The following is a 20,695-nucleotide window of genomic DNA, read 5'->3' as shown; positions in this document are numbered from 1 at the left end:
GTCCACAGGCTGCAACGCTGCTGCGACTTACTCGGCTTCTTCGATCCATGCTGCCTGAATCGCTTCCAGAATCTTCTCTCCGGAGCGATTGGCATCGTCATCAAAATCATCCAGTTCCATCACCCAGCGATGCAAATCGGTGAACCGTATGGTCTTGGGATCGGTGTCAGGAAACTTGTCGTTAAGCTCTTCAGCGATACGCTGAATGTCGGTCCATTTCATGGCTGCCTCGCTAATGTTGATCAGTCACCCACGCCAGCCGTAAGCCCTCAGCTGAATCAGTGATTCTCGCTGGCGTGATTGATGGTGTACTTCGGAATTTCGACGACCAGATCGTCGTCGCCCAGCACCACCTGACACGACAGGCGTGAATTCGCTTCCAGACCCCAGGCCATGTCGAGCAAATCTTCTTCTTTGTCGGTCGGGTCATCCAGCGTGTCAAAACCTTCGCGGATCACCACATGGCAAGTGGTACAGGCACAGGACTTCTCGCAGGCGTGTTCGATATCGACATCGCTATCGAGCATGGCGTCGCACAGAGTCTTGCCGACCGGTGCGTCGATGACTGCGCCATCAGGGCAAAAAGTGGGGTGTGGGAGTATGACGATTTGTGGCACGGTATTAACCTCTATCTTTACGAAACTTCATCCAATTTCTTGCCGGCCAGCGCGGCGTGAACGCTGCGGTCCATACGGCGGGCAGCGAATTCTTCAGTGCCATGCGCCAGCGCTTCCACTGCCGCCTTGATCGCCAGATGATCATCACCCTGCGCCTTCTCGCGCACGACTTCGATCAATGCGGCGACGTCGATGCGCTCTTGCTCATTCAGCAAGGCACTGTCGACATTCAGCGCCGACTCCGTCGCCAGAATGATGCGCTCGGCTTCGACCTGCTCTTCGCGCAAGGCGCGGCGCTTCATGTCTTCATCGGCCGACTGGAAGGAATCCTGCAGCATGCGCGCGACGTCATCATCCTCCAAACCGTACGAAGGCTTGACGGTGATCGCCGCTTCCACGCCCGAGGTCATTTCGCGTGCAGACACTGACAGCAAACCGTCGGCATCAACCTGATAGGTAACACGGATACGTGCCGCGCCTGCTGCCATGGGCGGAATGCCGCGCAGCTCGAAACGCGCCAGTGAGCGGCAGTCGGCGACAAGCTCACGCTCGCCCTGCACCACCTGAATCGCCATCGCGGTCTGACCATCTTTGAAGGTCGTGAACTCCTGTGCGCGTGCGCATGGAATGGTCGAATTACGTGGAATAACTTTTTCTGCCAGGCCGCCCATGGTCTCGATACCGAGCGACAAAGGGATCACATCCAGCAGCAACCAATCATCACCCGCGGCACGATTGCCCGCCAGCAGATTGGCCTGCACGGCGGCACCCAATGCCACGACTTTGTCCGGATCGATATTGGCCAATGGTGTAGTCTGGAAGAATTCGCCGACGGCTTTGCGCACATGCGGCATACGTGTCGCACCGCCGACCAGCACCACGCCGTCGACGTCGTCCACGGACAGATTCGCGTCGCGCAGTGCCTTGCGGCATGGCGTGATGGTCTTGGCGACCAGATGCTGAGTAAGCGCAGTGAACTCTTCCGCCGTAATAGACAGATGTACTTCTTCACCCGAATTCAGGGCCGCATCGATTTGCGTGTAAGCCTTGGAGGACAGCAGCTCTTTCACCTCGCGCGCCTTCACTAGCAGAATGCGCGTGTCTTCGTCCGACAAGGGAGCCAACTGCGCTTGTTCGCAAATCCAGCAGAACAGGCGCTGATCAAAATCGTCGCCGCCCAGTGCGGAATCTCCACCTGTCGACAAGACTTCAAACACGCCCTTGGTCAGCTTGAGGATGGAAATATCGAAGGTGCCGCCGCCCAGATCGTAGACCGCGAACGTACCTTCCGAGCCATTGTCGAGGCCGTAAGCAATCGCAGCTGCAGTCGGTTCATTGAGCAAACGCAGGACATTGAGACCGGCAAGTTGTGCCGCATCCTTGGTTGCCTGGCGCTGTGCATCATCGAAGTAAGCAGGCACGGTAATCACCGCGCCGACCAGGTCGTCGCCCAGCGCATCTTCCGCAGTCTGACGCAAGGTCGCCAGAATCTGCGCCGAAATCTCGACCGGACTCTTCACACCGGCAACTGTTTTCAGTTGCACCATGCCTGGCGCATCCTGAAAATCGTAAGGCAGGTTTTCGACGTAAGCGATGTCTTTCAGGCCACGGCCCATGAAGCGCTTGACCGAAACGATCGTGTTCTTCGGATCAGTGGTTTGTGCAGCTTGTGCTTTGTAGCCGATATTGGCATGGCCATTAGGCAGGTAACGCACTACCGATGGCAACAGGCTGTGGCCCTCTTCGTCGTTGAGGACTTCAGGGATGCTGTTACGCACAGTGGCGACCAGCGAATTGGTGGTGCCGAGATCGATGCCTACCGCTAGCCGATGCTGATGCGGTGCGGTGGACATGCCCGGTTCGGAAATTTGGAGAAGAGCCATAGTCGATTTATTCCGGCAAGGCGATGCGGATACCCAGTCCCACAAACGCACAGCCGGCAAGCCTGTTCAAATAGAGAGCGGCACGCGCCTGACGCTTGAAATACGCGCCGACGATGCCGGAGAAAAACGCAATCGCGCTGAAAATTGCCAGCGCCTGAAGAATGAACACCACTGCCAGCAACAGCATCTGCCAGGCCACATGACCGGCGTGCACGTTGACGAATTGCGGCAGGAAGGCGATAAAAAACAGCGTCACCTTGGGATTGAGAATATTGGCGATTACGCTTTGCCAGTAAATGCGCGACAGGCTGACCGGCGTCATGGTCGCATCCAGTGACATCGACGCAGCAGAGCGCAAGGTGCGGACGCCGAGATAGACCAGATACGCCGCGCCCGCGTATTGCAGGGCGTGATAAGCGGCCGGATACGCCTTGATGATGGCGGCAAAGCCGAGCACTGCCAGCAAGGTATGAAAGAACAATCCAGAAGCAAAACCGAGTGCTGCAACCAGACCGGCCTTACGCCCCTGCGCGATGCCGCGTGTGAGTACGTAAATATTGTCCGGTCCAGGAGCAAGGGTCAGCATCATGGCAGCAATCAGAAACAGGAACACGTCAGGCATAGCGCATCAACCTTCGATCAGGGCGAAGGTATTGCCGATCTCTTCGCCGAATTTTTCAAGGAACATCAGTTGGCGCACCAGTTGGGCGGCACCAGTGAAGTCATTCGCGTCGAGCAGCGTTTCGATACGGGCGACGGTGTCTTTCTTCCCGCTGCGCAAGGCACCATCAAGCTGCTCGAGCGCGTCGATATTCTTGCCTGCACGCGCATCGTCGAGCTCTTCACGCCATTCCATTTGCTGCATCAGGAATGCCGGCGGCATGGACGTATTGGATTCAGTTTGAAGATCGACGCCATTAAGCTCGCACAGATAGGAGGCGCGCTTGAGGGGATTTTTGAGCGTCTGGTAGGCTTCGTTGGCGCGTGTGGCCCATTGCATGGCAACGCGCTTCTCGGCGCCGGTCGCATTGGCAAACTTGTCCGGATGCGCCTGATTCTGCACGCCATGGTACGCCTTTTCCAACGCAGTCTGATCGACGGCAAAGCGTTGCGGCAATTGGAAAAGTGCGAAGTGATTTTGCATACGTTGTGCAAAGATTGTTCAGATGAACAAAAAATAAAAAGCCTGTTCGGACTTCAACAGGCTTGGCAGAACTACTCTTCAGAGGCTATCGCTGAACGATACAACGCGATTCTGGCTAAGCACTAGACATGTGATCAGTTTCAATCGCCGCCGTGATGTCGCACATCGCTGTGCCGACATCGCGGTGGTGATCATGAGATCAGATACGGAAGCTTTCGCCGCAACCGCATTCGTCCTTCATGTTCGGATTCTGGAACTTGAAGCCTTCGTTCAGGCCTTCACGCGCAAAATCCAATTCAGTGCCGTCGATGTACGGCAAGCTCTTGGGATCCACATAGACGCGAATGCCGCGCGATTCAAACATCTGATCTTCTGGTGTTTCTTCGTCCACATATTCCAGCTTGTAAGCCAGACCGGAGCAGCCGGTTGTGCGCACGCCAAGGCGCAAGCCGAGACCTTTGCCGCGACGTTCCATGTAGCGGCTGATGTGTTTTGCAGCTTTTTCAGTCAGTGTGATTGCCATGATGCCTGCCCTCTTTCGCTTCGCTTGCGACTTGAATTAAGCCGCAGCCTTTTGCTCAACGCTGCCGTGCTTGGCTTTGTAGTCTTGCACCGCAGCCTTGATGGCGTCTTCTGCCAGGATGGAGCAGTGGATCTTCACCGGCGGCAACGCCAGTTCTTCAGCGATCTGGGTGTTCTTGATCGACAAGGCTTGATCCAATGTCTTGCCCTTGACCCATTCAGTCACCAGCGACGACGAAGCAATCGCCGAACCGCAACCGTAGGTTTTGAACTTGGCGTCCTGAATCACGCCGTCAGCGCCGACCTTGATTTGCAACTTCATGACGTCGCCGCAAGCGGGCGCGCCGACCATACCCGTGCCTACGGTCTCGTCGCCCTTTTCGAAGGCGCCGACGTTACGTGGGTTTTCGTAGTGATCGAGTACTTTTTCCGAGTAAGACATTTTGATGCTCCTTGATGAGGTCGCCCCTGCGTTCTATATGGGGGCGGTTTTCATTTTCGCGATATTAGTGTGCAGCCCATTGGATCGTGCTGATGTCGATCCCGTCCTTGTACATATCCCACAGCGGCGACAATTCGCGCAGCTTACCGACTTTGCTCTTGATCAGATCAATGGTGAAGTCGATATCTTCTTCGGTTGTGAAACGGCCGATGGTAAAACGAATCGAGCTATGCGCCAGTTCGTCGCTGCGGCCCAGGGCGCGCAACACATACGACGGTTCCAGGCTGGCCGAGGTGCAAGCCGAGCCGGACGAGACCGCGATGTCCTTGATCGCCATGATCAGGGATTCGCCTTCGACGTAGTTGAAGCTGACGTTCAGGTTGTGCGGCACACGGTGTTCCATGTCGCCGTTGATATAGGTTTCTTCGATCTCTTGCAAACCCTTGGCCAGACGATCGCGCATGGCGCGAATGTGGGCCAGTTCGGTTTCCATTTCTTCGCGGGCGATGCGGAAGGCTTCGCCCATGCCGACGATCTGGTGCGTTGCCAGTGTGCCGGAACGCAGACCGCGCTCGTGACCACCGCCGTGGATCTGCGCTTCGATACGCACACGTGGTTTGCGGCGAACGTACAGCGCGCCGATACCCTTGGGACCGTAAGTCTTGTGCGCCGAGAAGCTCATCAGGTCGACTTTCCAGTTTTCCAGATCGATCTTGACCTTGCCGGTTGCCTGCGCAGCGTCGCAGTGGAAAATGATGCCCTTAGAACGGCAGAATTCGCCGATTTCAGGCACAGGCTGGATAACACCGATTTCGTTGTTGACCAGCATGACCGAGATCAGGATGGTGTCGGGACGCACGGCTGCGGCGATTTGCTCGACAGTTACCAGACCATTGTCTTGCGGTTGCAGGTAAGTCGCCTCGAAACCTTGGCGCTCCAGTTCGCGGAAAGTATCCAGCACAGCCTTGTGCTCGGTCTTGACCGTGATGATGTGCTTACCCTTGGTCTTGTAGAACTGCGCAGCACCCTTGATTGCCAGGTTGTTGCTTTCGGTCGCGCCGGAAGTCCAGATGATTTCGCGCGAATCCGCGTTGACCAATTTGGCGACTTCTTCGCGTGCATCTTCCACGGCCTTCTCTGCGGTCCAGCCATACATGTGGCTGCGCGACGCAGGATTACCGAACTGCTCGCGCAGGTACGGAATCATCTTGTCGGCCACGCGCGGGTCGACCGGCGTGGTTGCCGAGTAATCCAGATAAATTGGAAAATGCGGCGCCTTGATGGTGTCCAACAGGCTTTTTTCCAGAGGTGCATTCATTTTGTTCTAGCTCCAATCAAACCGCTGCGTGAGGGCGGTGCATGACAACCACGCTTTGTTCAGTGCCGAGAGTTCTGTGTTCCGGCTGCTTCTGTTCTTTCTGGTGCTGCTGGTCAACCAGGTCTTGCAAGGAGACCGAGTCGAGATATTCGACCATCTTTTCATTCAGCGTCGACCACAGGTCGTGCGTCATGCAGCGCGTGCCACCGGGGTGGGTGACGCTATGGCAATTTTCCTTGCCGCCGCATTGCGTTGCATCCAGGGGTTCATCGACGGCGATGATGATGTCGGCAACCGACACATCACCTGCTTTGCGCGCCAGGTTGTAACCGCCGCCGGGTCCGCGCACGGACTCAACGATCTGGTGGCGTCGCAATTTGCCGAACAACTGCTCCAGATATGATAAAGAAATTTCCTGCCTCTCGCTGATGGCGGACAACGTGACGGGTCCATTGCCATGGCGCAACGCCAAGTCAATCATTGCTGTCACAGCAAAACGGCCTTTAGTAGTTAATCGCATGAAATCTCGACTCCAGAAACAGTTTTCAGAACCACTCCCTGAATTCCCGAATATTTACGTCAAGTATATCAAACTTGAGTAATCTTGTCAGGTACTGCAAAACCCGCAGAAACCTCACCCGATCAAGATCGCCGGAGCACGACAATTACTGTATATTTATACAGTACACGTATTTCGAAACTTGCTCATGTCCGCGCCTCTTCCTCAAAGTATTCACGCCTCGCTCTGGCTCGCTTCACAGCTTGCCCGCAGCACGGTGCGCGGACTCGATACCGGATTTGATGCGCTGTCTAAAGAGCTCCCCGGGCAAGGCTGGCCGACCGGCGCGCTGATCGACTTGCTGCTGCCGCAACCCGGCGTCGGCGAACTGCGCCTGCTGGGTCCGGCACTCCAATCCCTGTCGCCGCGCCGCATCGCATTGGTGCAGACGCCGCATGCACCGCAAGCCATCGGCTGGCGCCAGATCGGTGTCGACGCCGCGCGGCTGCTGTCGGTGCGTGCCGCCACCAGCGCCGATGCCGCCTGGGCCGCTGAACAGATATTGAAATCCGGCAGTTGCGCCGCGCTGCTGTTCTGGCAGCGGCACATGCGCAAGGACAGCCTGCGCCGCTTGCATCTGGCGGCGCAAACCGGCAGCACCCTGTTCGTCATGCTGCGTCCGCTCAGTTGTGCGCAGGATGCTTCGCCGGCCCCACTACGTTTGTCGCTGGCAGCCGCAGCCGGCGGCATTGAAGTCAGTTTCGTCAAACGCCGCGGACCGCAGCGTGACACGCCCTTGTTTATTTCTTTGCCCTCTCTGAATCTTTTGCATCATGCGCCTGTGGATCGCCGTACATCTGCCCCTGCTGTCGTTGGAAGTGTTTCATCCGAACTGGTCGGATGAAGTCTCTGCCGTCGTGCTGGAGCACACCCGCGTCATGGCGGCTTCGCAATGCGCCTGCGAAGCCGGCGTGCGTATCGGCATGCGCCGCGGCGGCGTGCTGGCGCTGCTCCCCAAAGCGCTTATGCACGAGCGCGCTTCCGATCGCGAGGCACAGACATTGTTCGGCACCGCCATCGCCTTGCTGCAATACACCCCGCAGGCCAGCTTCGCGGAAGAATCCACCATCCTGCTCGACATCGGCGCCAGTCTGAGCCTGTTCGGCGGCATCCGCGTTTTATGTCGCCGCGTGCGCGCCACCGTCCGGCAACTCGGTCTGAGCGCCGTCATCAGTTGCGCACCGACTGCCAACGGCGCCGCTTTACTCGCCCGACACACCGGCGCCCGGACGTTGAAACAACATCGCCTGCACCGGCATCTCGGCCGCCTGCCGGTCGCTACATTACCGGCAGCGCTGCCTTATCTCGACTGGCTCTCCGGCATCGGCTGCCGCACGCTGGCCGACCTGCGCCGCCTGCCGCGCGCCGGTTTGCAACGGCGCGGCGACACGCACATGCTGGATGCACTAGACTGCGCCTATGGCGATGCACCGGAATTGCACGCCTGGCTCGAAGTGCCGCCCAGCTTTCGGCAACGCATTGAATTAAGCGAACGCATCGAACACGCTGACGCCGCCCAATACACCGTCCAGGCCCTGCTCACTCAACTCTGCGGCTGGCTGACGGCGCGCCATCTGGCCGTCACGCAAGTTCGTGTCCAACTTGAACACGAACGCGGCCGCCAGGCAGTCGCTCCCACGACCATCGAACTCATGCTGGCCGAACCGACCTGGCAAGACGCGCACCTGATCAGGCTGCTTAAAGAACGCCTGGCGCGGCTGGAAATTACCGCCCCCATCATCGCCGTCGTGCTGGAAGCGGCGCAAACCGAACCCATGGCGCCGGCCAGCGACAATCTGTTTCCCGAACCCGGAGGCTCGCCGGAAGACCACAAGCGCCTGATAGAACTGCTGGTCGCGCGACTGGGTGCGGATAATGTCTTGCACGCCGCCCCGCTCGCCGACTACCGGCCGGAACAAGCCAATCGATGGTGTTCCGTCATGGATGCCGCCGCTCCGCTGCAAGAGCGTCCGTTGCCGCCGCGCCCTACATGGCTGCTGGATAAACCGATTGCCTTGACCATGCGCCAGCATCGTCCCTATTACGGTTCGCGCCTGCGCCCCGTCTCGCCGCCGGAACGTATCGAAGCAGGCTGGTGGAACGGCGACCTGGTGACACGCGACTATTACATTGCCGAAGGAGCCGATCACTGCCTTTACTGGATTTATCGCGAGCGCATTGGGGATGTCGACGGTGTCGAACCGCATTGGTATTTGCACGGCATGTTTGGATGATGCGAGAAAAAATCATGTCCGACACCTCATCCATTCCTGACTACGCCGAACTGTTCTGCCTGTCCAATTTCAGCTTTCTGGAGGGCGCCTCGCACGCGGAAGAACTCGCCGCGCGCGCCGTGCAACTCGGCTACACCGCGCTTGCCGTCACCGATGAATGCTCGCTGGCCGGCGTGGTGCGCGCGCATATGGAAGCAAAAAAAGCGGACCTCAAACTCATCATCGGCTCCTGCTTTCGCATCGAATGGGAAACCGGAAAACCGCCCATGACCCTGATCGCACTGGCCCGGAATCGGGAAGGCTACGGCAACCTGTCCGAACTGATCACACTCGGCCGCACACGCGCCGACAAGGGCAGCTATCGTATCGACATCAATGATTTTTCGGCGCCACAGGTATCGCACGCACATCTGCGCGGTCTGCCCGATTGCCTGCTGATCCTGGCACCGCATTATCCTGCCGATGCAACTATGCTGGAACAGCAAGCTGCCTGGTTGGCGCGCACCTTCCCGCAGCGCGCCTGGCTTGGACTAACGCAGCTGTATCGCCCTTACGATCAACTGCATCGCGGTGTTATTCAAGAAGCCGCCACCCGCCACGACCTGCCGGTCACCGCCATCGGCGAGGTCAACATGCACGTGCGTTCACGCAAATTCCTGCAAGACACGCTGACGGCAATACGTCTTGGCAAGGCGGTCGGCGACTGCGGCTACGAGCTCGCGCCCAATGCGGAACAGCATCTTCGTTCACGCCTGCGGCTGGCGAATATTTTTTCTGCAGCGGCACTCGCCGAAACACTTCGCATCGCGGCTCAATGCACCTTCAAACTTGACGAACTGCGCTACGAATATCCCGAAGAACTGGTTCCCGAAGGCCAGACGCCCGCCGGCTATCTGCGTCAGGAAGTATTTCTCGGCGCGCACCTGCGCTACCCCTCCGGCATCCCGCAAAAAGTCACCGATCAGATCGAGCACGAACTCACACTGATCAACGACATGGCCTACGAGCCTTACTTCCTCACGGTCTACGACATCGTACGCTTTGCCAAAGACAACGGCATCCTGCGTCAGGGGCGAGGTTCGGCCGCGAACTCCGTGGTTTGCTACTGCCTCGGTGTGACCGAAGTCGACCCGACGCGCTCGGTCATGCTGTTCGAACGCTTCATCAGCAAGGAGCGCGGCGAACCGCCGGACATCGACGTCGATTTCGAACACCAGCGGCGTGAAGAAGTCATCCAATACATCTATCGCAAATACGGCCGCATGCGCGCCGCCATCGCCGCCGCCGTCCACACCTACCGTCCGCGCGGCGTGCTGCGCGACGTCGGCAAAGCGCTGGGAGTCGACGCCTCCATTGTCGACAAGGTTGCCAAGTCGCATCAATGGTTCGACGACCGCTACAACATGATGCAGCGTTTCGCCGAATGCGGCCTCGATCCGGAATCTCCCATTGCCCATCAATGGGCCATCCTGTCCTTGCAACTGATGAACTTCCCGCGCCATCTGTCGCAGCACAGCGGCGGCTTCGTCATCGCACGCGACAAGCTCTCGCGCCTGGTGCCGATTGAAAACGCCGCCATGCCCGACCGCTCGGTCATCCAGTGGGACAAGGACGATCTCGAATCACTCGGTCTGCTCAAGGTGGATGTGCTGGCGCTGGGCATGCTGTCAGCCTTGCGCCGCGCGCTGGAACTGGTCGCCAAACGGCGCGGGAATGTCTTCCGCATGCAAGACATTCCCGCCGAAGATCCCGTTACCTATGACATGATCTGCAAGGCCGACACCATCGGCGTCTTCCAGATCGAAAGCCGCGCGCAGATGAGCATGCTGCCGCGCCTGAAGCCGCGAGAGTTCTACGACCTTGTCGTGCAAGTCGCCATCGTCCGCCCCGGACCGATTCAGGGCGGCATGGTGCATCCCTTCTTACGCCGCCGCCAAGGACTGGAACCGGAAACCTATCCCAAGGAAATCCTGCGGCAAGCTTTGGAACGCACGCGCGGCGTGCCCATCTTTCAGGAACAAGTGATGCAGATCGCCGTGCTCGCCGCTGGTTTCACACCGGGCGAAGCAGATGATTTGCGACGCGCCATGGCCGCGTGGAAACGCAAAGGCGGACTGGAAAAGCACGAACACAAACTGGTGCAAGGCATGCTTGATCGCGGCTATGAAAAAGATTTTGCCAATGCCATCTTCAAACAGATCAAAGGTTTCGGCGAATATGGCTTCCCCGAAAGCCATGCAGCCAGCTTCGCCATCCTTGCCTACGCCAGCAGTTGGCTCAAATGCCACGAGCCGGAAGCTTTCCTCTGCTCGCTGCTCAACAGCCAGCCCATGGGTTTCTATTCACCGTCGCAACTGATCCAGGACGCGCGCCGTCACGGCGTACGCGTGCTGCCGGCCGACGTCATGCACAGCAACTGGGACAGCACGCTGGAAAACTTCGATCCCGCACACCCCGACATCCGTCCTGCCGTGCGGCTCGGCCTGTCCCTGCTCGGCAGCATGAAAGAAGAAGCCGCCTTGCGCATCGAACGTGCGCGCCATGAAGAGACGTTTTCCGACTTGCAAGACCTGGCCCGCCGCGCCCGGCTCGACAAACACACCCTGCAGGCACTCGCCGCCGGCAACGCACTGGTCGCACTCAGCGGCCATCGCCGCGAAGCCTTGTGGCAAGCGCTCGATGCCGCCCCAGCCAAAGATCTGCTGCATACAGCCCCCTCACGCGAAGAGATCCTGCGCCTGCCGGCGCCGTCCGAAGCAGAAGACATCGTCGCCGATTACCGCAGCGCCGGCCTGACGCTCAAACGCCATCCGCTCGCCTTGCTGCGTCCCATACTGACCAAGCATAAGTTCCTGCCGCACGACGTCATGACGACCTTTCAGGACGGCCAGTTCGCGCGCGGCTGCGGCATTGTCACGGTACGCCAGCGTCCCGGCACCGCCAAGGGCGTGCTGTTCATCACCATCGAAGACGAAACCGGCTCCACCAACGTCATCCTCTGGCCCTCGCTGGTGGAAAAGCAGCGCAACGAAGTCCTCAACGCCTCCCTGCTCGGCGTCTACGGCATCTGGCAAACCCACGCGGGCGTGCAGCATCTGGTGGCAAAACGCTTAGTGGATATGTCCCATCTGCTGGGTGAAATCCACGTCGGCAGCCGGGATTTCTGCTGAACCCGTCGGAAAAAGCCAAAAAATCTCTTCAAACCCTGTCGCAACGCGGCTCCAAGGCCATTTAAGTCCGCATCAAGGGTACGAAACCCAGTCATCCTCTGGTAAGATGTCTCATATCTTTTTGCAGGCCCGCCGCGTTCATCCGAATGCGGTTCCGTGCGAAGTACTTCATACATATCGACCTATAAAAATGGAAGTTAACGAGACCCCCAGCCCGCTGATGCGCCCACGCAAGAAGACCCAGAGCCTGTCTCAGGAAGTGGTTGGCGCGATTTCTGAAATGATCTCCAGCGGCGCCATCAAGCCGGGAGAGAAACTGCCGACCGAGTCCGAAATCATGCTCACCCAGGGCGTCAGCCGCACCGTGGTGCGCGAAGCGATTTCGCGTCTGCAGGCTGCCGGACTGGTGGAAACACGGCATGGCATCGGCACCTTCGTGCTGGAGGCGCAAAAGGCCGGCAACATCAATATCGATCCGGCCACCATCACCACGATGAAGGATCTGCTGGCGCTGCTGGAACTGCGCATCAGCCTGGAAACCGAAACCGCCGGTCTGGCCGCCGCACGCCGCACCGACGCGCAATTGCTGGAAATCCGCCAGGCGCTCGACGCCTTCCACGAGAACCTGAAAAAGGGCAACGACACCGTCGGCCCCGACTTCCGCTTCCACTTCCAGATCGCCACCGCCACCGGCAACCGCTATTTCATTGAGATCCTGAGCCACCTCGGCGCCGGCGTGATTCCGCGCAAACGCCTGAACACGGCTGAACTGGCACGCGACCCGCAAGCCAGCTACCTGGACCGTGTGCAGCGTGAGCACGAAGACATCTACGAAGCCATCGCCCGCCGCGACACCGAAGCGGCGCGCGCGGCCATGCGCAACCACCTGACCAATAGCCGCGAGCGCCTGCGCCGTGCGCAGGAAGCAGCCGAGTCGGCGGCAGATGCACAAAAGGCGTCGGAGCCATCGGCTACCTGACAGCGCAGCAACGCAACGACGTATTCCTGAATTGCCCTGCACGATCGCAACAAACTGATAACGCACCTCAGCCCAGAACCACGCTAGAACCAGGCAAATCAACACAAAATCCAACGTAACGTCAGTCGGCAGTAAAAACTGCTGGCTTTCTCTTAATTCATGTTGTACGATGACTGATATCTTAAGACGCTTAAGAACAAGTTCCATCCAGAAGCGCTGACTATGTTCGGAATTTGTGATCAAGCGCGACGGCATTTTTAACTTCATCACCTGGCACCTACTGACATGTACACACCACAAGACCTGAAACAGATTCTTTCCGCCGGCCTGCTCTCCTTCCCGCTGACCGACTTCGACGAGCAAGGCGACTTCCGTCCAAAGACCTATATCGAACGTCTGGAATGGTTAGCCCCTTACGGCGCCAGCGCGCTGTTCGCAGCCGGTGGTACAGGTGAGTTCTTCTCGCTGGTGCCGGGCGAATACTCGGACATCATCCGCACTGCGGTGGAAACCTGCAAAGGCAAGGTGCCTATCATCGCCGGCGCCGGTGGCGCTACCCGCGCTGCGATCGCTTACGCACAAGAAGCCGAACGCCTGGGTGCACACGGCATCCTGCTGATGCCACATTACCTGACAGAAGCCAGCCAGGACGGTATCGCCGACCACGTTGAAGCCGTCTGCAAATCGGTCAAGTTCGGCGTCATCATTTACAACCGTGGCGTCTGCAAGCTCAACGCCGACATGCTGGAACGCCTGGCCGAGCGCTGCCCTAACCTGATCGGTTTCAAGGACGGCGTCGGTGAAATCGAATCCATGGTCACGATTCGCCGCCGTCTGGGCGATCGCTTCACCTATCTCGGCGGCCTGCCGACTGCGGAAGTCTACGCAGCTGCTTACAAGGCGCTGGGCGTGCCGGTCTACTCGTCGGCCGTGTTCAACTTCATCCCGAAGACAGCGATGGACTTCTACCACGCCATCGCCAAGGAAGACCACGCCACCGTCGGCAAGCTGATCGACGAATTCTTCCTGCCATACCTGGCTATCCGCAATCGCAAGGCCGGCTATGCAGTGAGTATCGTCAAGGCCGGCGCCAAGGTTGTCGGTCACGATGCAGGCCCGGTCCGCACACCGCTGACCGCTTGCACCGAAGCCGAGCACGAAGAACTGGCCGCGCTGATCAAGCGTCTGGGACCTCAGTAATTGAAGCGCCGAAATTGCACGACACAATAACTAACTAAACCTCTCGACTGACCGCCGGATTCGTCCCGCGGTCAGTTTTGGCTTCCACATCCAGGAGAAATCGATGACTCAATTCGCGAACTACATCAACGGTGAATGGCTGCAAGGCGCCAGCATCAACAAGAACGTCAACCCGTCTGACCTGACCGACATCATCGGCGAGTACGCACAAGCCGACGCAGCACAAGCCGACATCGCCATCGCCGCAGCGCACGCCGCTTTCCCTGCATGGAGCGTCGGCAATATCCAGGCGCGTTCCGACGCACTGGACAAGATCGGCTCTGAAATTCTGGCGCGCAAGGAAGAACTCGGCCGTCTGCTGTCACGTGAAGAAGGCAAGACCCTGGCCGAAGGTATCGGCGAAGCGGGCCGCGCCGGCAATATTTTCAAATTCTTCGCTGCCGAAGTGCTGCGTATCCAGGGCCAGAAACTGGCATCCGTGCGTCCCGGCATGGACATCGAAATCACCCGTGAACCGGTCGGTGTAGTCGGCATCATCGCACCATGGAATTTCCCGATGGCAATCCCCGCATGGAAGATTGCACCGGCACTGGCCTACGGCAACACCGTCGTCTTCAAGCCGGCTGAACTGGTGCCTGGCAGCGCGTGGGCGATTGCCGACATCATCAGCCGCTCCGGTATCCCGGCCGGCGTGTTCAATCTCGTGATGGGCCGTGGTTCGGTGGTCGGCCAGCGCTTCATCGACGACCGTCGCGTCACCGCCCTGACCTTCACCGGTTCGGTCTCGACCGGCGCACGCGTGGCGCAAGGCTGCGTCGCCCGCATGGCAAAGTTCCAGCTCGAAATGGGCGGCAAGAATCCGCTGGTTGTCCTGAACGATGCCGACCTGAACGTCGCCGTCACGGCAGCCGTACAAGGCGCGTTCTTCTCGACCGGCCAGCGCTGCACCGCCTCGAGCCGTATCATCGTCGAAAAAGACATCTACCCGCGCTTCATCGAAGCTGCACGCAACCAACTGGCCGGCCTGAAGATCGGTCACGCGCTGACTGCCGACACCAACATCGGCCCGGTCGTCGATCAATCGCAACTAGACCAGAACCTGTCGTACGTGGAAATCGGCAAGCAGGAAGGTGCACGCCTGGCCTTCGGCGGTGAGCGCGTCAAGCGCGACACCGATGGCTTCTACATGACGCCTGCGCTGTTCGCCGACTGCAACAACGACATGCGCATCTCGCGTGAAGAAATCTTCGGACCGGTCGCATCCGTGATCCCCGCCGACAATTACGAACACGCGCTGCAACTGGCCAACGACACCGAGTTCGGCCTGTCGTCGGGCATCTGCACCACCTCGCTGAAGTACGCCACCCATTTCAAGCGCAATGCGCAAGCAGGCATGGTGATGGTCAACACGGCAACTGCCGGCGTCGATTATCACGTCCCGTTTGGCGGCCGCAAGGCATCGAGCTTCGGCCCGCGCGAGCAAGGCGCTTACGCAGCCGAGTTCTACACCACCGTGAAGACCTCGTACACCGCCGCGTAATTTTGCCGGCGATGCCACGTAAAGAACCCTGACCTCATCAGGTATCCACAGCCGCCGGTAACGGCGGTTTCCAGCGTCGGAGCGTATGCTCCGGCGCTTTTTTTATGCGGGTTCGAAAGATAAAAAAGGGGATGTAAAAAAGCCGTCGTCCTGACGAAAGTCAGGACCCAGCGTCTTGTTGACCTCAGTCACGACATTGGATCCCAGCGTTCGCTGGGACGACGGCGATAGATGAAAAATCTCTCAATTGAACAACGCCAACGATATGGCGCGCTGTTCAGTTTGGTTGCTACTGAATCAAAACTGTTCCCAGTCGCCGTCGGAAACAGGTGACGACAACTTCGGGGTAACTTTCGATGTAGCGATTGCATTCGATGCAGGCTTGGCCAAGGTCGGTTTAGTTGGCGTAGGCGCTGCAGCCATTGCCTTCGGCGCAGAAACAGATACCGCCCTCGGACGCACCGCCGGTGCAAGCACCTGTGCGTTGGCATCAATACGGAAAATGCTGACGGCATCGGCCAGCGTTACCGCCTGCGTCTGCAAGGATTGCGCAGCGGCGGCGGCTTCTTCCACCAGCGCGGCATTTTGCTGAGTCACTTCGTCCATCTGCGTGATGGCATTGTTGACCTGACCGATACCGTCGCTCTGCTCGCGGCTGGCCGAGCTGATCTCGCCGACGATGTCGGTGACGCGGCGCACGCTCTCGACCACTTCGCTCATGGTCTTGCCGGCATGCTCAACCAGGCGGCTGCCGGAGTCGACTTTCTCTACCGAGTCGGTAATCAATCCTTTGATCTCTTTCGCGGCAGCGGCAGAACGCTGCGCCAGGCTGCGCACTTCTGATGCCACGACTGCGAAGCCACGTCCCTGCTCGCCGGCGCGCGCGGCTTCAACCGCAGCGTTCAGGGCGAGGATGTTGGTCTGGAAAGCGATACCGTCGATCACGCTGATAATGTCGACGATCTTCTTGGAGGATTCGTTGATCGCATTCATGGTGTCGACCACCTGCGCCACCACTTCGCCGCCCTTGACTGCGGTCTCGGATGCGGAATGGGCAAGTTGGTTGGCTTGCTGGGCGTTTTCGGCATTCTGCTTCACGGTGCCGGTCAATTGCTCCATCGATGCCGCAGTCTCTTCCAGCGAACTGGCTTGTGTTTCAGTACGCGCCGATAAGTCGAGATTGCCGGCGGCGATTTCCTGTGCGCCGGTATTGATGATGTCGGTACTGCTGCGCACGCGCGAGACGGTGTCGAGCAAACCTTGTTGCATGCTGCGGATGGAGGCAAACAAGCGGCCGATTTCATTGCGGCCCGGATCGGCGATTTTCATGGTGAGGTCACCATTGGCAACCTGATCCAGCAAGGTGACGGCGCGATTGAGCGGCGTCAACACAATACCGCGCAAGACGAAGTGCACAGTCAGCACCAGCGCCAAGGCAGCGATCAGACCGATCACCACCAGCCAGACGACCATGTTGTACTCGCGCTCGCGCTGAGCGACGATGTCTTCCGACAGATCCTTGGTGAGTTTCTGGAATTTTTCCAGCAATGTCGAGAAGCTGGCGCCCTTGGCAGTGATGTCGCGGCCGTTGATCTCGGCGTAGGCGGCGGTATCGTTATTGCGCAAGGCGTCGGCAGCCTTGTTCAATACACCCGACAACTGCTTGCCGGCGTCGACCAGATCGGCTTTAAGTTTATCGTCCTGTCCTTTGAAGGCAGGAGCCTTGTCGAATTCATCGAGCAGTTTGAGCGTACGGTCATAGCTGGTCTGTGCGCTCTTCAATGCCGAACTCTTCACCTCCTGATCGTTCTGCTCTTTCAACGCGCTGTAGGCGCGGGTCAATGCCGCCCGCGTGCGCGTGGTGTCCTTGTATGCGTCGTTGATGGTCAAGGCACGCGCGGTGACGTCGTGCACCATGACGGTCGATTCGTTCGCACGTCCCAGCGCAAAGATGCCGACAGCAGCGCCCAGTGCGATCATGGCGGCGAATAGCGCCAATGCGCCCATGAGGCTGAAACGAACGGTGATATTTCGCATTCCCTGCTCCTGATTATTTTGATTATGTTGATTCCACGAGGCTGCGACTGATCCGCCGACGTGCCTTTGCCATCTTAAAACAAGCTTGAAATGACAGCCCGCTTTTATGCATCATTTTTGCGAAAAATCAATGACAACGTTGCCGAATCGGCAATTTTGCACGTTCAACGAAAAATCCCCCGCATAACATCGCGGGGGATTATCGAGAACCCATGCTGTGAGGCAAGTCGGCTAAGCCCGGCAACTCAGGGGAAGTGGACGATCTCCACCCAGTTAGGATTCTTGCCCAGCTCGTAGTGCTGCAAGGGGGTCAGCGCACCGGTTTTCTGATTGATGGCGTAACTGGTCAGGCCATTGGATTTTTGGCCGACAGCCAGCAGATACCTGCCTTGCGGATCGATGTTGAAACCACGCGGCTGGGTCTCGGTCGGCACATTGCCGATCAGCGTCAGCACACCGGTCTTGGCATTGACGCGATAAGCGGCCAAGGTGCTCGACGTACGTTCGGACGCATACAGGAAGCGGCCATTCGGTGTCAGATGGATATCGGCGGCAGCCGGCGCATCGCCTTTGAATCCGGCTGGCACTGCCGAGACGGTGCCTTGCAAGGTCAGCGTACCGTGCGCTGCATCGTAAGCGTAGGTGTTGACCGTGCCATCGAGTTCATTGGTCGAGAACACGTAACGCAAATTTGGATGGAACACGAAATGGCGTGGGCCGGCGCCTGCCTTGGTAGCGACCGACGGAGGCGTGTTCGGTGTCAGTGTGCCGGTGGCGGCATCAAACTTGAATTGCAGGATGACGTCGCTGCCTAGATTGGAAGCAAAGACGAACTTGTTTTTCGGATCGCTGCCCACTGCGTGGGCATTCTTGCCGGTGTTGATCACGGTAGCAGGCTGCTGCACCAGACCGGTGGCGCTGATCGGATTGACCGAAATCTTGTGGCCGGTATAGGACGCCGCAAACAGGAAGCGGCCTGTCTTGTCGGTCGCCAGATTGGCCATGTTGTCGGCCAGCGGCACGGTGGACAGCGCCTTGAGTTTGCCGCTTTGCTGGTCTACCGCAAAGGTGGTCACCGAATAAGGCTGCGAGCGCAGCGAAGCATACAGACGCGTGTGATCAGGACTGAACGCCAGCGGCATCACGGTGCCGCCGGTCTGCACTTGCTCGACCGGCGTGACGCTGCCGTCCTTGTTCAATCGCATGACATAGATATCTTTGCTGTCGGCATTGGACACGTACACCATCGTCGCAGCGTTGACGCCGGCACAGACTGAACCGCTCAAGATTGCTGCTACGCCCAACTTCAGCGCGAAATTCATGACTCTCATGCTTCCTCCTTAGGGTAAAGAATGCCCCTGCCCTGCGATGAGCAATCGACGAGAGGCTTGTTGATTTTGTTATGTACAGCTGCGGAACGTGAATCAGGTAATCGGCGCCGGGTTGAACAGCGTCAGCGCATTGTGCAGCTTCCACTTCTCGGCCCAGGTCTGCTTGCGGCCGCTGGCGACATCCAGCATCAGTTGGAACAGCTCCCAGCCGACGTCGGCAATCGTCGCTTCACCGCTGGCAATGGTGCCGGCGTTGACGTCCATCAAGTCATGCCAACGACGCGCCAGATCATTGCGCGTGGCAACCTTGATCACTGGTACCGCAGCCAGACCGTAAGGCGTACCGCGGCCGGTGGTAAAGATATGCAGGTTCATGCCGGCAGCCAGTTGCAAGGTGCCGCAGACGAAATCGCTGGCTGGTGTAGCGGCGTAGATCAAACCCTTTTGCTTGAGCTTGTCGCCGGGAGCCAGCACGCCTGAGATCGGGCTGCTGCCCGACTTGACGATGGAGCCCATGGCCTTCTCGACGATATTGGCGAGACCGCCCTTCTTGTTGCCGGGGGTGGTATTCGCGCTGCGGTCGACGCCGCCCTTTTTGAGGTAATTGTCGTACCAGTCCATCTCGCGAATCATCGCTTGTGCAACGTCTGCATTGATAGCGCGCGAAGTCAGTTGATCGATGCCGTCACGCACCTCCGTCACTTCCGAAAACATCACGGCAGCGCCTGCACGCACCAGCAGATCAGTCGCAAAACCTACTGCCGGATTGGCCGTCACACCCGAGAAAGCATCGCTGCCGCCACACTGCACGCCGACCACCAGATCAGATGCCGGGCAAGTCACGCGGCGGCGCTTGTCCAGTTCTTTCAGGCGCGCTTCAGCCATGTGCAGGATGGAGTCGATCATCGAGTTGAAGCCGACATGTTCCGAATCCTGCAAACAGACGACGTAAGGCTCGCCCTCCTTGTGGATGGGGATGATGCTTTCCGGCAGCAAGCGGTTCGGCTGCAGCTTTTCACAGCCGAGGCTGACCACCATCGCCTGACCACCGAAGTTGGGGTTCAGGCTGATATTACGCAAGGTGCGGATCGGTATGTCGGCGTTGGGTGCATCGATGGCGACGCCGCAGCCGTAGGTGTGTTCCAGTGCGACCACGTCTTCAACATTGGGATACTTCGGCAGCAGATCCTGGCGGATGCGCTTGACCGCATGCTCGACCACCCCCGCCACGCACTGCACGGTGGTCGTGATCGCCAGCAGATTGCGTGTACCGACAGAACCGTCGGCATTGCGATAGCCTTCGAAGGTATAGCCTTCCAGCGGCACGGAAGCCAGCGCCGGAGCCTTGCGCGTGGCAATCGGCAGGTTGTCCAGCTCGCGTGCCGGCGGCAAGGTTACCACCGATTCTTCGATCCAGCTGCCCTTGGCTATATCGCGCGCGGCATAGCCGATGGCGACGTCGTAACGGATGATGGCTTCGCCCTGGGGAATATCGCGCAAAGCGATCTTGTGTCCTTGCGGCACCTGGCTGATCAGCGTCAGGCCGTCCGGAAAAACTGTCCCGGCGGGCAGGCCGCGGTCATTGACGACGATGGCGACATTGTCGTTCTCGTGCATCAAAATATAACGCGGCGTGTTGACGTTGGTACTGGCTTCGCTGTGTGTTTCGGTACTCATGGCTATTCCCATCTGCTGCAACTTATTACAAGATAAAACGAC

18 protein-coding genes are annotated in these 20,695 nt (G+C 58.7%); 6 read left to right on the top strand and 12 right to left on the bottom strand.

The features are described from left to right. Window positions 1-27 precede the first annotated feature (27 nt). From iscX to iscR, 9 genes are all read right to left on the bottom strand, one after another. Window positions 28-222, bottom strand: a complete 195-nt coding sequence (gene iscX, locus PQR63_RS10560) for a Fe-S cluster assembly protein IscX (RefSeq protein WP_408167821.1) — start codon at window positions 220-222, stop codon at window positions 28-30. 56 nt (window positions 223-278) lie between these two features. Continuing rightward, window positions 279-617 carry an ISC system 2Fe-2S type ferredoxin gene (gene fdx / locus PQR63_RS10555; protein WP_007880067.1) on the bottom strand — a complete coding sequence of 113 codons (339 nt, stop codon included), beginning with the start codon at window positions 615-617 and terminating at the stop codon, window positions 279-281. 17 nt (window positions 618-634) lie between these two features. Further along, complete coding sequence (gene hscA / locus PQR63_RS10550; protein WP_408167820.1) at window positions 635-2,500, bottom strand: Fe-S protein assembly chaperone HscA; 1,866 nt, start codon at window positions 2,498-2,500, stop codon at window positions 635-637. A 7-nt stretch (window positions 2,501-2,507) separates the two neighbouring features. After that, window positions 2,508-3,122: a LysE family translocator gene (locus tag PQR63_RS10545; protein WP_408167819.1), complete on the bottom strand. Its 615-nt coding sequence runs from the start codon at window positions 3,120-3,122 to the stop codon at window positions 2,508-2,510. Window positions 3,123-3,128: 6 nt separating this feature from the next. After that, window positions 3,129-3,644, bottom strand: a complete 516-nt coding sequence (gene hscB, locus PQR63_RS10540) for a Fe-S protein assembly co-chaperone HscB (RefSeq protein ID WP_408167818.1) — start codon at window positions 3,642-3,644, stop codon at window positions 3,129-3,131. A 199-nt stretch (window positions 3,645-3,843) separates the two neighbouring features. Further along, window positions 3,844-4,167, bottom strand: coding sequence for an iron-sulfur cluster assembly protein IscA (gene iscA, locus PQR63_RS10535; protein ID WP_094564526.1), 324 nt, complete (start codon window positions 4,165-4,167; stop codon window positions 3,844-3,846). A 36-nt stretch (window positions 4,168-4,203) separates the two neighbouring features. Next, complete coding sequence (gene iscU / locus PQR63_RS10530; RefSeq protein WP_007880057.1) at window positions 4,204-4,608, bottom strand: Fe-S cluster assembly scaffold IscU; 405 nt, start codon at window positions 4,606-4,608, stop codon at window positions 4,204-4,206. Window positions 4,609-4,672: 64 nt separating this feature from the next. Further along, complete coding sequence (locus tag PQR63_RS10525; protein ID WP_094564527.1) at window positions 4,673-5,926, bottom strand: IscS subfamily cysteine desulfurase; 1,254 nt, start codon at window positions 5,924-5,926, stop codon at window positions 4,673-4,675. Window positions 5,927-5,942: 16 nt separating this feature from the next. Then, window positions 5,943-6,446 carry a Fe-S cluster assembly transcriptional regulator IscR gene (gene iscR, locus PQR63_RS10520; RefSeq protein ID WP_094564528.1) on the bottom strand — a complete coding sequence of 168 codons (504 nt, stop codon included), beginning with the start codon at window positions 6,444-6,446 and terminating at the stop codon, window positions 5,943-5,945. A gap of 187 nt (window positions 6,447-6,633) precedes the next feature. Between iscR and imuA the strand changes: the two genes are divergently transcribed. The 6 genes from imuA to PQR63_RS10490 all read left to right on the top strand — a co-directional run bounded on the left by imuA (window position 6,634) and on the right by PQR63_RS10490 (window position 15,608). Further along, a complete protein-coding gene (gene imuA / locus PQR63_RS10515) occupies window positions 6,634-7,329 on the top strand; it encodes a translesion DNA synthesis-associated protein ImuA (RefSeq protein ID WP_408167817.1) in 696 nt (231 codons plus the stop codon). Beyond that, window positions 7,259-8,719, top strand: coding sequence for a Y-family DNA polymerase (locus tag PQR63_RS10510; RefSeq protein WP_408167816.1), 1,461 nt, complete (start codon window positions 7,259-7,261; stop codon window positions 8,717-8,719). Before imuA ends, PQR63_RS10510 begins: the two co-directional genes overlap by 71 nt. Window positions 8,720-8,733: 14 nt before the next feature. Continuing rightward, entirely contained in the window at window positions 8,734-11,889 is a 3,156-nt protein-coding gene (locus PQR63_RS10505) for an error-prone DNA polymerase (protein WP_408167815.1), read from the top strand. Window positions 11,890-12,079: 190 nt separating this feature from the next. After that, the gene (locus PQR63_RS10500; RefSeq protein WP_408167814.1) at window positions 12,080-12,868 is read left to right on the top strand and encodes a FadR/GntR family transcriptional regulator; all 789 of its coding nucleotides are present in this window, start codon (window positions 12,080-12,082) and stop codon (window positions 12,866-12,868) included. A 285-nt stretch (window positions 12,869-13,153) separates the two neighbouring features. Beyond that, window positions 13,154-14,068, top strand: coding sequence for a 5-dehydro-4-deoxyglucarate dehydratase (gene kdgD, locus PQR63_RS10495; RefSeq protein ID WP_408167813.1), 915 nt, complete (start codon window positions 13,154-13,156; stop codon window positions 14,066-14,068). 103 nt (window positions 14,069-14,171) lie between these two features. Beyond that, window positions 14,172-15,608 (top strand): aldehyde dehydrogenase family protein, encoded by a 1,437-nt coding sequence (locus PQR63_RS10490; protein WP_408167812.1) that lies wholly within the window; start codon window positions 14,172-14,174, stop codon window positions 15,606-15,608. Between the two features lie 297 nt (window positions 15,609-15,905). Here the strand turns inward: PQR63_RS10490 and PQR63_RS10485 are convergent, their stop codons facing one another. From PQR63_RS10485 to garD, 3 genes are all read right to left on the bottom strand, one after another. Beyond that, window positions 15,906-17,645 carry a methyl-accepting chemotaxis protein gene (locus tag PQR63_RS10485; protein ID WP_408167811.1) on the bottom strand — a complete coding sequence of 580 codons (1,740 nt, stop codon included), beginning with the start codon at window positions 17,643-17,645 and terminating at the stop codon, window positions 15,906-15,908. Between the two features lie 245 nt (window positions 17,646-17,890). Further along, window positions 17,891-18,976, bottom strand: coding sequence for a lactonase family protein (locus PQR63_RS10480; protein ID WP_408167810.1), 1,086 nt, complete (start codon window positions 18,974-18,976; stop codon window positions 17,891-17,893). A gap of 93 nt (window positions 18,977-19,069) precedes the next feature. Further along, entirely contained in the window at window positions 19,070-20,653 is a 1,584-nt protein-coding gene (gene garD, locus PQR63_RS10475) for a galactarate dehydratase (RefSeq protein WP_408167809.1), read from the bottom strand. Window positions 20,654-20,695: the final 42 nt, after the last annotated feature.

It is taken from the genome of Herbaspirillum rhizosphaerae (genome assembly GCF_046025915.1).
Classification (GTDB): domain Bacteria; phylum Pseudomonadota; class Gammaproteobacteria; order Burkholderiales; family Burkholderiaceae_D; genus Herbaspirillum; species Herbaspirillum rhizosphaerae_A.
The sequence above is the reverse complement of the archived record's forward strand: the minus strand, read 5'-3'. Positions and strand labels throughout refer to the sequence as shown.

What these genes read in the sequence shown, in the direction of transcription:
- iscX (WP_408167821.1), bottom strand. Translation starts at nt 222, where the DNA reads ATGAAATGGACCGACATTCAGCGTATCGCTGAAGAGCTTAACGACAAG.
- hscA (WP_408167820.1), bottom strand. Translation starts at nt 2,500, where the DNA reads ATGGCTCTTCTCCAAATTTCCGAACCGGGCATGTCCACCGCACCGCAT.
- PQR63_RS10545 (WP_408167819.1), bottom strand. Translation starts at nt 3,122, where the DNA reads ATGCCTGACGTGTTCCTGTTTCTGATTGCTGCCATGATGCTGACCCTT.
- hscB (WP_408167818.1), bottom strand. Translation starts at nt 3,644, where the DNA reads ATGCAAAATCACTTCGCACTTTTCCAATTGCCGCAACGCTTTGCCGTC.
- iscA (WP_094564526.1), bottom strand. Translation starts at nt 4,167, where the DNA reads ATGGCAATCACACTGACTGAAAAAGCTGCAAAACACATCAGCCGCTAC.
- iscU (WP_007880057.1), bottom strand. Translation starts at nt 4,608, where the DNA reads ATGTCTTACTCGGAAAAAGTACTCGATCACTACGAAAACCCACGTAAC.
- PQR63_RS10525 (WP_094564527.1), bottom strand. Translation starts at nt 5,926, where the DNA reads ATGAATGCACCTCTGGAAAAAAGCCTGTTGGACACCATCAAGGCGCCG.
- iscR (WP_094564528.1), bottom strand. Translation starts at nt 6,446, where the DNA reads ATGCGATTAACTACTAAAGGCCGTTTTGCTGTGACAGCAATGATTGAC.
- imuA (WP_408167817.1), top strand. Translation starts at nt 6,634, where the DNA reads ATGTCCGCGCCTCTTCCTCAAAGTATTCACGCCTCGCTCTGGCTCGCT.
- PQR63_RS10510 (WP_408167816.1), top strand. Translation starts at nt 7,259, where the DNA reads ATGCGCCTGTGGATCGCCGTACATCTGCCCCTGCTGTCGTTGGAAGTG.
- PQR63_RS10505 (WP_408167815.1), top strand. Translation starts at nt 8,734, where the DNA reads ATGTCCGACACCTCATCCATTCCTGACTACGCCGAACTGTTCTGCCTG.
- PQR63_RS10500 (WP_408167814.1), top strand. Translation starts at nt 12,080, where the DNA reads ATGGAAGTTAACGAGACCCCCAGCCCGCTGATGCGCCCACGCAAGAAG.
- kdgD (WP_408167813.1), top strand. Translation starts at nt 13,154, where the DNA reads ATGTACACACCACAAGACCTGAAACAGATTCTTTCCGCCGGCCTGCTC.
- PQR63_RS10490 (WP_408167812.1), top strand. Translation starts at nt 14,172, where the DNA reads ATGACTCAATTCGCGAACTACATCAACGGTGAATGGCTGCAAGGCGCC.
- PQR63_RS10485 (WP_408167811.1), bottom strand. Translation starts at nt 17,645, where the DNA reads ATGCGAAATATCACCGTTCGTTTCAGCCTCATGGGCGCATTGGCGCTA.
- PQR63_RS10480 (WP_408167810.1), bottom strand. Translation starts at nt 18,976, where the DNA reads ATGAGAGTCATGAATTTCGCGCTGAAGTTGGGCGTAGCAGCAATCTTG.
- garD (WP_408167809.1), bottom strand. Translation starts at nt 20,653, where the DNA reads ATGAGTACCGAAACACACAGCGAAGCCAGTACCAACGTCAACACGCCG.